The organism is Enterobacter sp. 50588862 (genome assembly GCF_001462935.1).
Taxonomy (GTDB): domain Bacteria; phylum Pseudomonadota; class Gammaproteobacteria; order Enterobacterales; family Enterobacteriaceae; genus Enterobacter; species Enterobacter bugandensis.
In genome coordinates, this window is record NZ_LNHM01000007.1 from 221,738 (window position 1) to 234,236 (window position 12,499).

Sequence of the window (12,499 nt, forward strand, 5' to 3'; positions counted from 1 at the left end):
TTTATTTATGACGCTTTCGTAGATTCTCAATCACCGCCGTCAAATCCAGTTCCTGATCCTGCAGCAGCACCAGCAGGTGATACATCAAATCCGACGCTTCATTCGTCAACTCTTCCCGGTCGTGTACGGTCGCGGCCAGCGCCGTCTCAACGCCTTCTTCACCCACCTTCTGCGCAATACGCTTAGTCCCGCTGGCATACAGCTTCGCGGTATAGGAGCTCTCAGGATCCGCGGATTTACGCTCCGCCAGGAGTTGCTCAAGCTGATACAGGAACAGCCACTGGTGACTCGCCTCGCCGAAGCAGCTGCTGGTGCCTTTATGGCAGGTTGGGCCGATTGGGTTCACCAGCACCAGCAGGGTGTCGTTATCGCAGTCTGGCGTCATGCTGACCACGTTCAGGAAGTGCCCCGAGGTTTCCCCTTTGGTCCACAGGCGCTGCTTCGTACGCGAGAAAAACGTCACTTTGCCGCTGTCGATCGTTTTTGCCAGCGCGTCCTGGTTCATGTATCCCAGCATCAGCACTTCGCCTGAGACGGCATGCTGTACAACCACCGGCAGTAATCCGTCAGTTTTTTCCCAGTCCAGCTGCGCCTGTTGTTGCTCTGTTAACATACCCTGATCTCCACGCCCTGGTCGGCCAGGTACGTTTTTAACTCGCCAATATTGATAATCTGTTTGTGGAACACGGACGCGGCAAGGGCACCGTCGACGTTCGCATCGCGGAAGGCTTCCAGGAAGTGTTCCATGGTGCCCGCGCCGCCGGAGGCAATCAGCGGAACGTGGCACACCGCGCGAACTTTCTTCAGCTGCTCGAGATCGTAACCGTTACGCACGCCGTCCTGGTTCATCATGTTCAGTACAATCTCACCTGCGCCGCGCTTCTGCACTTCCTCTACCCAGTCGAGCGTTTCCCACTGCGTCACGCGCGTCCGGCTTTCATCGCCGGTATATTGGTTAACGTGATATTTGCCGGTTGCGGCGTCGAACCAGGTATCAATCCCAACCACTATGCACTGCACACCAAAGCGATCGGCCAGGCGGGTAATCAGTTCCGGCTCGGCCAGGGCAGGGGAGTTGATGGAAATCTTGTCGGCACCAAAAGAGAGAATTTTGGCGGCGTCATCAGCAGACTTAATCCCGCCCGCCACGCAGAACGGAATATCAATCACTTCCGCCACGCGCGCGACCCAGCTTTTATCGACCACGCGGCCATCGCTGGAGGCGGTGATATCATAGAAGACCAGTTCGTCAGCGCCTTCATCGGCATAGCGTTTTGCCAGCGGGACGATATCGCCAATGATCTCGTGGTTGCGGAACTGCACGCCTTTCACAACCTGACCATCGCGCACGTCAAGACAAGGAATTATCCGTTTTGCCAGCATTGAATCGCCTCCGTCACCGTAAATTTACCTTCCAGCAGGGCCCGGCCCACAATCACGCCCTGTACCCCCGTTCCGCGCAGCGCGGCGATATCGGCTAAGTCACCGATGCCACCAGATGACTGGAATGCCACCTGCGGATAACGGGCGCAAACTTCTTCATATAAAGAAACGTTGGAACCCGCCAGCGTGCCGTCGCGCGAGATGTCCGTGCACAGCACGTGCTTCAGGCCCACAGGGAGATACGTCTCGACCAGCGCTTCCAGCGTTACGCCGGAATTTTCCTGCCAGCCGCTGACCGCCACCTGCTTATTACCCTGCTCGTCAATGCGCACGTCCAGCGCCAGTACCAGGGCGTCGGCGCCAAAGCGGCGGAACCAGCCTTTCACCGTCTCAGGATCTTTCACGGCGGTTGAACCGACCACCACGCGCGCCACGCCCGCATCCAGCAGAGCTGCCACGTCGTCTTCGGTGCGTACGCCGCCGCCTACCTGCACGGGCACGTCAACACCAGCAACCAGTTTTTTCAGCAGCGGGATCTGGCGCTTCGCCGGATCTTTCGCGCCCGTTAAATCCACCAGATGCAGCACCTGTGCACCCTGGGCGGCATAATCCTGCAGGCGCGGTAGCGGGGCCTTTCCGTAGTCGCGCTGTTGACCGTAATCGCCCTGATGAAGACGGACAACCGTGCCGTCGATTAAATCTAAAGCGGGAATAATCATCACATCTCCAGGAAGTTTTTCAGCAGCTGCGCGCCAGCGGCGCCTGAGCGTTCCGGGTGGAACTGTACGCCGAAGAAATTGTCTTTCTGCACCGCCGCGGTAAACGCCTCGCCGTAAGTGCACTGGGCGATGGTATTGACGTTCACCGGCATAGCGTAACTGTGCACGAAGTAAAAGTACGCGCCGTCTTCGATGCCGCGAAACAGACGGTCACCCGCTTTGGCGTAAACCCGGTTCCAGCCCATATGAGGCAGAGGCAGGCCGTGGTCGGTCATTTTCGGTACGTCTTCGTCGATAATGCCCAGCAGGTCAACGCCGTTGCTCTCTTCGCTGCGGCGGCCAAGAAGCTGCATGCCCAGGCAAATCCCCAGCACCGGCTGGGTACAGGCTTTGATCAAATCGACCAAATCGCGTTCGCGAATCTGGTCCATCGCCGCCTGTGCGGTGCCAACGCCCGGCAGGAAAAGCTTGTCAGCGCGCAATACAATGTCCGGATCGCGGCTCACCACCGGCTCATAGCCGTGGCGCGCGATGGCCGATTTCACGGAGTTGAGGTTGGCGCATCCGGTATCCAGAATCACCACGTTCATCACAGCACTCCTTTCGACGAGGGCAGGGCATCGCCTTCCACGCGGATCGCCTGGCGAAGCGTACGGCCAAAGGCTTTAAACAGGCTCTCCACGCGGTGGTGATCGTTTTTGCCTTTGGTTTTCAGGTGCAGCGTCAGTCCCATGGTGTAGGACAGGGAACGGAAGAAGTGCTCCACCATTTCGGTGCTGAGATCGCCGACGCGCTGGTAGGTGAAATCAGCTTTGTATTCCAGGTGCGGACGACCCGAGATGTCCATGGCGCAGCGCGCCAGGCACTCGTCCATCGGCAGGACGAAGCCGAAACGGTTGATGCCGCGCTTGTCGCCGAGCGCCAGCTTCAGGGCTTCACCCAGCGCCAGGCCGGTATCTTCCACGGTGTGGTGATCGTCAATATAAAGGTCGCCTTTTACCGCGATCTCCATGCGGAAACCGCCGTGGGTGGCAATCTGGTCCAGCATGTGGTCAAAGAAACCGACGCCGGTGTGGATCTTGCTGCCGCCTTCACGGTCCAGCCATACCTTTACATCAATCTGCGTCTCTTTGGTGTTACGCTCAACGTGAGAATAGCGGTCGCGTTTTGTCAGTTGCTCGCCAATCTTTGCCCAGTTAAGGTCGTTACGATCGTAGCGCAGCCCCGCGATGCCCATGTTTTCCGCCAGCGTAATATCGGTGATGCGATCGCCGATGACGTAGCTGTTGGTTTTATCCAGCATATCTTCGGCCAGATAGCGCTCAACCAGCTTCACCTTAGGCTTACGGCAGTCGCACTCGTCGGCTGGCATGTGTGGGCAAATCAGCACTTCATCAAACACCACGCCCTGAGAGGTCAGCACCTGCATCATTAAATTATGCGGGCCGTCAAAATCCGCCTGCGGGAAACTGTCCGTACCCAGACCGTCCTGGTTGGTGATCATCACCAGCTTGTATCCGGCTTTTTGCAGCTTGAGCAGCACCGGGATCACGTCAGGTTCAAACGCCAGCTTGTCGAATCGGTCGACCTGAAAATCAGCTGGTGGCTCCGAAATAAGGGTGCCGTCACGATCGATGAAAAGGATCTTCTGGGTCATACTTTCTCCGCTTTCAGGGCGTCAATCACGCGCTGGCTCTCTGCGCGGGTGCCTACGGTGATACGTAAACAGCCACTCAGGGAAGGTTGTTTATTCTGGTCTCGTAAGATAATGCCCTGATCCCATAAAGATTTAAATACGGCACTGGAGGCGGTGAAGCGCGCCAGGATGTAGTTGGTTTCCGAGTCGAACACCTGCTCGACGCAAGGGATGTCTTTCAGCGCGGTGACAAGGTACTGACGTTCCTCCAGGATCTGCGCCACGCGTTCGCGCATCGCGTTGATACCCTGAGGCGTCAGCGCCTGTGCCGCAATATCGGCAACCGGCGTTGAGAGCGGGTACGGGGCGATCACTTTCAGCAGCAGGTCGATAACCTCTTTATTCGCCAGCGTAAACCCGCAGCGCAGGCCCGCGAGGGCGAAGGCTTTTGACAACGTGCGCAGCACAACGAGATGCGGATACTCTTCCAGCCAAGCCGTCAGCGTCGCCTGCGGGCAGAACTCGATGTAGGCTTCGTCGGCCACCACCAGCGCTTTACCACGGGTCATCTCCAGCAGGGTGCGGATATCCTGCGGGTTAATAATCTGCCCGGTTGGGTTATTTGGGCTGCAGACGAAGACGACCTTCACGCCGTCGAGATTGTCGGCAATGCCCTGTAAATCGAGCTGCCAGTTCTCCAGCGCCTGGACGTTGCGGCACGCCACGCCGAAGGTTTCGGCGCTGACGCTGTACATGCCGTACGTGGGCTGGCAGTACATCACCGCGTCTTTGCCCGGCTCGCAGAACGCGCGGATCAGCAGCTCAATGCCCTCATCCGCGCCGCGGCTGACCAGTACCTGCTCCGGCTTCACACCCGCGTACTGGGCGTAGTTTTCAATCACCGCTTTTGGCTGACACTCCGGATAGCGGTTCAGCGTTTGCTGCGACAGCTCAAACTGCACCGCAGTCGGGAATTCGTTGGCGTTCAGCCAGACGTCCCCGTTTCCGCCCAGACGACGCGCAGACTGGTAAGGCGTCAGGCGGCGGACATTTTCGCGGGCTAATTCTTCAATGTTCATGCTTGCTCCTTCAGGGCGGCAACGCGCAGCGTCACGGCGTTTTTGTGGGCGGTCAGACGCTCGGCGGCGGCCAGGGTTTCAATAGTAGAAGCCAGTGAAGCAAACCCCTCGCGGGACAGCTCCTGCACGGTCATGCGTTTCTGGAAATCCGCCAGGCCGAGGCTGGAACAGGTAGAGGTGTAGCCATACGTTGGCAGCACGTGGTTGGTGCCGGAGGCGTAATCCCCCGCGGACTCCGGTGACCAGTCGCCGAGGAACACCGAGCCCGCGCTGGTGATGCTGTCGACCAGATCGCGCGCGTTGCGGGTCTGAATGATCAGGTGCTCCGGGCCGTACTGGTTGGAGATGGCAATGCACTGCTCGAGATCGCGCGCCACAATCAGGCGGCTGGCCGCTAACGCCTGACGTGCCGTGTCGGCGCGGGGCAGGTCGGCAAGCTGGCGTTCAACGGCTTCGCCCACGCGTTTCGCCATATCGGCATCTGGCGTCAGCAGGATGACCTGCGAGTCCGGACCGTGTTCTGCCTGTGAAAGCAGGTCGGAGGCCACGAAGTCCGGCGTTGCGCCGCTGTCGGCAATGACCAGCACTTCAGACGGACCGGCAGGCATATCGATGGCAGCGCCGTCGAGACGCTGGCTGACCTGACGCTTGGCTTCGGTCACATACGCATTGCCCGGGCCAAAGATTTTGTCGACTTTAGGAATGGACTCTGTCCCGAACGCCAGGGCGGAAATCGCCTGTGCGCCGCCCACTTTATACACCGCCTGCACGCCGCAGAGTTTTGCCGCGTAGAGGATCTCATCGGCGATCGGTGGCGGCGAGCACAGCACTACTTTCTGGCATCCGGCGATACGCGCCGGCGTGGCGAGCATTAATACGGTCGAAAACAGCGGCGCTGAACCACCAGGGATATAAAGTCCCACTGACGCAACCGGGCGCGTCACCTGCTGGCAACGCACGCCGGGCAGGGTTTCCACATCCACGGTCTGCAGCTTTTGCGCGGTGTGGAAGGTATCAATGTTTTTCACCGCGACGGCCATCGCCTGCTTGATATCGTCACCGAGACGATTACTGGCATCAATGATTTCCTGCTCAGTAACCTGTAATGCGCCGACTTCCGTCTTATCAAACTTCACGCTGTATTCACGCAGCGCGTCATCGCCATGGGCTTTGACGTTATCCAGGATCTCCGCCACGGTGCGGGAGATGCTCTCAGAGGCGGAAATTGCCGGGCGCATCAGCATCTCGCGCTGTTGCTCGTCGCTACAATTATTCCAGTCGATGATTGTGTTAAAGCTCATGGCCATTACTCCATCATCTTCTCAATTGGCAGCACCAGGATGGAGCTTGCGCCCAGCGCCTTCAGTTTTTCCATGGTTTCCCAGAACAGGGTTTCGCTGCTCACCATGTGCATCGCCACGCGCTGCTGATCGCCCGCCAGCGGCAGGATGGTTGGTCGCTCAGCGCCCGGCAGCAGGGCGATGACTTCATCCAGACGCTCGGTTGGGGCGTGCATCATGATGTATTTGGACTCACGTGCCTGAATCACGCCCTGAATACGGGTCAGCAGCTTGTCGATCAGCTGCTGTTTGGCGTCGGCCATCTCGCCGTCGCGCTGAATCAGGCACGCTTTAGAGCGGTAGATGACTTCCACTTCGCGAAGACCGTTCGCTTCCAGCGTCGCGCCGGTCGAGACGAGGTCACAGATGGCGTCCGCCAGACCCGCACGCGGTGCCACTTCAACGGAGCCGTTCAGCAGGCAGGATTTAAACTGCACGCCTTTCTGGTCAAGATAACGCTTCAACAGGTGAGGGTAAGAGGTGGCGATACGTTTGCCGTTCAGCGCGGCCGGGCCGTCCCACGCTTCATCAACCGGCGTGGCCAGCGACAGGCGGCAGCCGCCGAAGTCCAGACGACGCAGGGTGAAGTAACGCGGGTCTTCACCCTGCGCGCGGCGGGTCAGCAGCTCTTCTTCCAGCACGTTTTCACCGATGATGCCGAGGTCAACGACGCCGTCCATCACAAGGCCGGGAATATCGTCATCACGTACGCGCAGAATGTCGATGGGCATGTTTTCAGCCAGAGCAATCAGGCGCTGGGTGTGCAGGTTGATTTTAATCCCGCAGCGGGCCAACAGTTCGCGTGAATCGTCACTCAAACGGCCTGATTTTTGAATAGCTATGCGTAAACGTGAGTTATCTAACATTCTTTATTCCTCGTTAACCTGTTTTAACCTGTCTGAATTTGGTCCAAAAAAAAGCCCCCGGAAGAAGATCTTCCGGGGGCTTTTTCATGCGTTCATGCACCACTGGAAGATCCAAACGTCTTCCAGCACACATCGCCTGAAAGACTAGTCAGGATGATGGTGATGATGGTGGTGTTTAAATTGAACGCGTGTCATATAAATTCTCGATGAATGCTTATTCATTTGATGTCTTTTAACCTAAACCAGTTGTACGACATATTGCAAGGGCTTTTTTTGATCATTAATTCATTTCATATTGATGCTATGAATTGTGTGTTCTGCCGGGCTGGCGTAGCCTTATGAAAGACGAGTGAGAGTCAGGAGAATTCGCATGAAAAAGGTCGCGATTGTCGGTTTAGGATGGCTGGGAATGCCGCTGGCGATGTCATTAGCCGCGAAAGGCTGGCAGGTGACCGGGAGCAAGACCACCCGGGATGGGGTCGAAGCGGCGCGCATGTGCGGTATTGATGGCGTTGAACTGCGTCTGGAGCCGGAACTGGTGTGTGATGCGGACGATCTGGACACGCTGATGAACGTAGATGCGCTGGTGATTACGCTACCCGCACGGCGCAGTGGCCCGGGCGAATCATTCTACCTGCAGGCGATGCAGGAGATTGTCGACAGCGCGCTGGCGCATCACGTCCCGCGCATAATTTTTACCAGCTCGACGTCGGTCTATGGCGATGCTGAGGGCGTGGTGAAAGAGAGTTCCGAGCGCCGTCCCGTAACCGCGAGCGGTCAGGTCCTGAAAGAGCTGGAAGACTGGCTGCATAACCTTCCCGGCACGCAGGTCGATATCGTTCGTCTGGCGGGGCTGGTTGGCCCGGGGCGTCATCCGGGGCGCTTCTTTGCCGGTAAGACGGCACCAGACGGTCAGCATGGCGTGAATCTTGTGCATCTTGAAGATGTTATTGGCGCGATTGAGCTACTCTTACAGGCTCCAAAAGGCGGACACATCTATAATATATGTGCACCGTCTCATCCGGCGCGCAGCACGTTTTACCCGCTCATGGCACGCCAGCTTGGGTTGGCTCCGCCGGTTTTTGGTGAGGCAAAGAACGAAAGTAAAGGCAAAATTGTTGATGGCAATCGCATTTGCCATGAGCTGGGGTTTGAGTATCAATATCCCGATCCGCTGGTGATGCCCATGGAATAAGCCCCGCAGCGGAGACAATCGCACACCAGAAGGGGGCGAGCATGAAACCGCTGCTGGATGTTCTTATTATTCTGGATGCACTGGAAAAAGAGGGGAGCTTTGCGGCTGCCTCGGCAAAGCTTTACAAAACCCCTTCGGCCCTGAGCTACACCGTTCAAAAACTGGAAAGCGATCTTAACATACAGATCCTCGATCGCTCCGGGCACCGCGCGCGGTTTACCCGCACCGGGCAGATGCTGCTGGAAAAAGGCCGTGACGTTCTTCATACCGTTCGCGAGCTGGAAAAGCAGGCCGTTAAGCTCCATCAGGGATGGGAGAATGAGCTGGTGATTGGCGTGGATGATACCTTTCCGTTTTCTCTACTGACGCCGCTCATTGAAGCGTTTTATCAGCATCACAGCGTCACCCGGCTGATTTTCATCAACGGCGTGCTGGGCGGCTCCTGGGATGCCTTAACCCAGGGCAGGGCGGACATTTTTGTCGGTGCCCTGCATGAGCCTCCCCAGTTGAGTGACTTTGGCTTTGCCCGCCTGGGCGTGCTGGAGCAGGTATTTGCCGTGGCGCCCCATCATCCGCTGGCTCAGGAGCCTGATCCTCTTAACCGTCGCATTATTAAGGGGTACCGCGCAATAGTAGTCGGGGACAGCTCGCGCCCCGAATGTGCGGTTTCCTCGCAGCTGCTGGATGAGCAGGAGGCCATTACCGTTTTTGACTTTAAAACCAAGCTGGAGCTGCAAATTAGCGGCCTGGGCTGCGGCTATTTGCCGCGCTATCTGGCGCAGCGCTTTATTGATAGCGGTGCGCTTGTTGAAAAACAGGTGCTTGCGCAAAGCAGTAACGAATCGGTGTGGGTCGGCTGGAATGAACAAACCGCCGGGCTGGCCAGCGCCTGGTGGCGGGACGAAATTTTAGCAAATAGTGCTATCGCTGCAGTTTACTCTCAGGGGAGCGCCGAGAAATCAGCCAGTTAGAAAAAAGAAAATGACCCGGTGCGTTGCAAAGTATTGCCTTTTGTATCCGATGTGGGGCAAAATGCCGCCGCTGCAACCAAATGAATAATCGACGATATAAAAGGCGTCGGTTATTTTTTTTTGCATGTACGAAACGAAACTAAAAACCAAGAGGCCGGGCTTCGTACCGGATAGATATTTACTAAAATCCGACAGTTGTTGTCGCTGAGGAAGAAAGAAATGGGGCAATTTTTCGCTTACGTGGCGGTTATCACCGTAAAGGAGAATAACTATGTCGCATAACGCAACTCCAAACACCTCTCGCGTGGAATTACGTAAAACGCTTACGTTGATTCCGGTTGTTATGATGGGCCTTGCCTATATGCAACCGATGACGCTGTTCGATACATTCGGTATCGTATCGGGCCTCACTGACGGTCATGTGCCGACGGCTTACGGCTTTGCGCTGATTGCGATCCTCTTTACCGCGCTGAGCTACGGTAAACTGGTGCGTCGCTATCCGTCTGCAGGTTCCGCCTACACCTATGCCCAGAAATCCATCAGCCCGACGGTTGGCTTTATGGTGGGCTGGTCTTCGCTGCTCGACTACCTGTTCGCGCCGATGATCAACATTCTGCTGGCAAAAATCTATTTTGAAGCGCTGGTGCCATCGATTCCCTCGTGGATCTTCGTCGTGGCGCTGGTAGCCTTTATGACGGCCTTTAACCTGCGCAGCATCAAGTCCGTTGCCAACTTTAACTCCGTTATCGTTGTGCTTCAGGTTGTCCTGATTGCCGTGATTCTTGGCATGGTGATCTATGGCGTATTCCACGGCGAAGGCGCGGGCACCCTGGCGAGCAGCAAACCGTTCTGGTCTGGTGATGCGCATGTGATCCCGATGATTACCGGGGCGACGATTCTGTGCTTCTCCTTTACCGGTTTCGACGGGATTAGCAACCTGTCTGAGGAAACGAAGGATGCAGAGCGCGTCATCCCGCGTGCCATCTTCCTGACGGCGCTGATTGGCGGTTTGATCTTTATTTTCTCGACCTATTTCCTGCAGCTGTACTTCCCGGATATCTCGCGCTTCAAGGATCCGGATGCGTCTCAGCCGGAAATCATGCTCTATGTGGCGGGTAAAGCGTTCCAGGTCGGCGCGCTGATCTTCTCCACCATCACCGTACTGGCGTCCGGTATGGCCGCGCATGCAGGCGTTGCGCGTCTGATGTACGTAATGGGTCGTGATGGCGTATTCCCGAAAAGCTTCTTCGGCTACGTGCATCCAACCTGGCGTACCCCGGCGATGAACATTATCCTTGTCGGTGCGATCGCGCTTCTGGCGATTAACTTTGACCTGGTGATGGCAACGGCGCTGATTAACTTCGGTGCGCTGGTGGCGTTCACCTTTGTTAACCTGTCGGTTATCTCTCAGTTCTGGATCCGTGAAAAGCGTAACAAGACGCTGAAAGATCACTTCCAGTATCTGTTCCTGCCGATGTGCGGTGCCCTGACCGTGGGCGCGCTGTGGGTTAACCTGGAAGAGAGCTCGATGGTGCTTGGCCTGATTTGGGCAGGTATCGGCCTGGTTTACCTGGCCTGCGTTACGAAGAGCTTCCGTAACCCGGTTCCTCAGTACGAAGACGTTGCTTAAGTCTTAACGTATCAAAAAAAAACCGGAGACCCTTGTCTCCGGTTTTTTTATATCTCACTTCAGACTATCTCTTGCGCGTACTGGAACAGGGCTTTTAACAGGATCTGTTTTTCTGCGTTGCCTTCATACTGGTTGTATAACGACTCAAGCTCCTGCGCGTAATGCTGCAGATACTCTGGCGTAAACACGTTTCGACGGTGCTGCAGCCAGCGCGCCTGTTCTGCTTCATCCAGCGTGCCGGGATAATTGCGCGCCCGGTAGTTAAACATCAGCTTTTCGATGCGCTTATCGGCGAAGGTGATGTCCAGCGCAGGTAAGTTACGCGGCTCGGTTTGCAGAACAATATTCATGGCTGCGCGGTCGGCATCGCTGAAGAAGCCGTTGTAGAGCTGGGCATCCACGTTTTCGGACGGCACGAACGGCTCCGCCTCGGCGAAGATGGCGACCACTTTCTCGCGTACCTGCGGGTTATCGCGAAGCACTTTCAGGTTATCCAGGCAGTGCTGACGGTTAATGCCCAGCCTGTCGGCATCTTCCGGACGCAGCGTGTTCGCCTGCGCCAGCACCGGACATTTATTGATATGCACCAGCTTAACCGGCACCGCAGGTAGATCTCCGAGTTCATTTTTCGGGGTGTAAAGCCGTTCGCGCAGGGTATCGCTGTCAAGCTCCAGCAGCGGCGAAATATCGCCCGCCAGGTCCACCATGATAACCGCATTACGGTTATCCGGGTGCCACGCCAGCGGCGCAACCCAGCTGGTATTGCCGCGCCAGGCGCCAAACATGCCGGAGATATGCACCAGGGGCTTCATCTGCGGTACGTCGATAAGGGTCATGAGCTTCTGTTTGCTTCGGTGGCTCAGCAGATATTCAAACAGCCGGGGCTGTGCGGTTTTCACCAGCTTCGCCATGGCAATGGTGGCATAAACGTCTGCCATCGCATCGTGGGCATTGCTGTGCTCGATGCCGTTGGCGCGCGTCAGGTGTTCCAGCCGGAAGCTGGTCAGCCCTTCCTCATTTTCCGGCCAGTTAATGCCTTCAGGGCGCAGGGCATAACAGGCGCGCATGATGTCGAGCAGATCCCAGCGTGAATTGCGGTTCTGCCAGCTCCAGGCGTACGGATCGTAGAAGTTGCGATAGAAGATATTGCGCGTCACTTCATCATCGAAGCGGATGTTGTTGTAACCGACCACGCAGGTATTAGGCACGGTAAACAGATCGTGGATGCGGCGGGCGAACTCTGCTTCGTTAACGCCTTTTTCCCGCGCTTCCTGCGGGGTGATCCCGGTGACCATCACCGCGCCGGGCTGCGGCAGGTAGTCGTCCGCAGGCTTGCAGTAAAAGACCTCGGGCTCGCCTATGATGTTGAATTCGTCGTCGGTACGGATGGCGGCAAACTGCGCCGGTCGGTCCAGCGCCGGGTGCGTGCCAAAGGTTTCGTAGTCATGAAATAAAAAAGTCGGGCGAGCGGCAGAGTCAGACACCAGTAATACCATCCTGTTAAAAAATGACGTCACTATGGTAAACGATCGTGCGGGTCAGACCGAATAAAAAGCACCGCCGCGTCGCAAATTTGCGCGCCAGCTTCAGAGAAAAATCTGCGTTCTGTCACATTTTTTTGCAATTAAGCCAGGTAACGACATCAGAACTCCCGTAAAAAGGTCATCGATTTTTAATGAC

General features: G+C 56.6%; 14 protein-coding genes and 1 other annotated feature. Of the genes, 4 read left to right on the forward strand and 10 right to left on the reverse strand.

The genetic code is table 11. From position 1 onward, the window contains the following. Position 1: 1 nt before the first annotated feature. The 9 genes from hisIE to hisL all read right to left on the reverse strand — a co-directional run bounded on the left by hisIE (position 2) and on the right by hisL (position 7,218). Complete coding sequence (hisIE, locus tag APT89_RS01440; RefSeq protein WP_045260396.1) at positions 2–613, reverse strand: bifunctional phosphoribosyl-AMP cyclohydrolase/phosphoribosyl-ATP diphosphatase HisIE; 612 nt, start codon at positions 611–613, stop codon at positions 2–4. Continuing rightward, on the reverse strand, positions 607–1,383 hold the full coding sequence (hisF, locus tag APT89_RS01445) for an imidazole glycerol phosphate synthase subunit HisF (RefSeq protein ID WP_041909169.1): 777 nt from the start codon (positions 1,381–1,383) through the stop codon (positions 607–609). The genes hisIE and hisF overlap by 7 nt, the downstream gene beginning before the upstream one ends. Further along, complete coding sequence (hisA, locus tag APT89_RS01450) at positions 1,365–2,102, reverse strand: 1-(5-phosphoribosyl)-5-[(5-phosphoribosylamino)methylideneamino]imidazole-4-carboxamide isomerase (RefSeq protein ID WP_060571641.1); 738 nt, start codon at positions 2,100–2,102, stop codon at positions 1,365–1,367. The genes hisF and hisA overlap by 19 nt, the downstream gene beginning before the upstream one ends. After that, on the reverse strand, positions 2,102–2,692 hold the full coding sequence (gene hisH / locus APT89_RS01455) for an imidazole glycerol phosphate synthase subunit HisH (protein WP_028013765.1): 591 nt from the start codon (positions 2,690–2,692) through the stop codon (positions 2,102–2,104). Before hisH ends, hisA begins: the two co-directional genes overlap by 1 nt. Further along, on the reverse strand, positions 2,692–3,759 hold the full coding sequence (hisB, locus tag APT89_RS01460) for a bifunctional histidinol-phosphatase/imidazoleglycerol-phosphate dehydratase HisB (RefSeq protein WP_028013764.1): 1,068 nt from the start codon (positions 3,757–3,759) through the stop codon (positions 2,692–2,694). The genes hisH and hisB overlap by 1 nt, the downstream gene beginning before the upstream one ends. Continuing rightward, positions 3,756–4,817 (reverse strand): histidinol-phosphate transaminase, encoded by a 1,062-nt coding sequence (gene hisC, locus APT89_RS01465; protein WP_060571642.1) that lies wholly within the window; start codon positions 4,815–4,817, stop codon positions 3,756–3,758. Before hisC ends, hisB begins: the two co-directional genes overlap by 4 nt. Next, positions 4,814–6,118 (reverse strand): histidinol dehydrogenase, encoded by a 1,305-nt coding sequence (hisD, locus tag APT89_RS01470; RefSeq protein ID WP_060571870.1) that lies wholly within the window; start codon positions 6,116–6,118, stop codon positions 4,814–4,816. The genes hisC and hisD overlap by 4 nt, the downstream gene beginning before the upstream one ends. Positions 6,119–6,123: 5 nt before the next feature. Further along, positions 6,124–7,023, reverse strand: a complete 900-nt coding sequence (gene hisG / locus APT89_RS01475; protein WP_000886595.1) for an ATP phosphoribosyltransferase — start codon at positions 7,021–7,023, stop codon at positions 6,124–6,126. A 45-nt stretch (positions 7,024–7,068) separates the two neighbouring features. Next, positions 7,069–7,192 (reverse strand) — a sequence feature (His leader region). Further along, positions 7,168–7,218, reverse strand: a complete 51-nt coding sequence (gene hisL / locus APT89_RS23925; RefSeq protein ID WP_001364200.1) for a his operon leader peptide — start codon at positions 7,216–7,218, stop codon at positions 7,168–7,170. It overlaps the preceding feature by 25 nt. A gap of 175 nt (positions 7,219–7,393) precedes the next feature. Here hisL and APT89_RS01480 point away from each other — a divergent pair, with 175 nt between their 5' ends. The 4 genes from APT89_RS01480 to plaP all read left to right on the forward strand — a co-directional run bounded on the left by APT89_RS01480 (position 7,394) and on the right by plaP (position 10,819). Beyond that, entirely contained in the window at positions 7,394–8,218 is an 825-nt protein-coding gene (locus APT89_RS01480) for an SDR family oxidoreductase (RefSeq protein ID WP_028013761.1), read from the forward strand. A gap of 41 nt (positions 8,219–8,259) precedes the next feature. Beyond that, the gene (locus APT89_RS01485) at positions 8,260–9,189 is read left to right on the forward strand and encodes a LysR substrate-binding domain-containing protein (RefSeq protein ID WP_045629811.1); all 930 of its coding nucleotides are present in this window, start codon (positions 8,260–8,262) and stop codon (positions 9,187–9,189) included. Between the two features lie 219 nt (positions 9,190–9,408). Then, the gene (yoeI, locus tag APT89_RS23930) at positions 9,409–9,471 is read left to right on the forward strand and encodes a membrane protein YoeI (protein WP_099458931.1); all 63 of its coding nucleotides are present in this window, start codon (positions 9,409–9,411) and stop codon (positions 9,469–9,471) included. Further along, positions 9,461–10,819: a putrescine/proton symporter PlaP gene (gene plaP / locus APT89_RS01490; RefSeq protein ID WP_028013759.1), complete on the forward strand. Its 1,359-nt coding sequence runs from the start codon at positions 9,461–9,463 to the stop codon at positions 10,817–10,819. Before yoeI ends, plaP begins: the two co-directional genes overlap by 11 nt. Before the next feature lie 59 nt (positions 10,820–10,878). On the opposite strand, the gene sbcB is transcribed toward plaP, so the two are convergent. Continuing rightward, positions 10,879–12,315 (reverse strand): exodeoxyribonuclease I, encoded by a 1,437-nt coding sequence (gene sbcB, locus APT89_RS01495; protein ID WP_153656654.1) that lies wholly within the window; start codon positions 12,313–12,315, stop codon positions 10,879–10,881. Between the last annotated feature and the right edge of the window lie 184 nt (positions 12,316–12,499).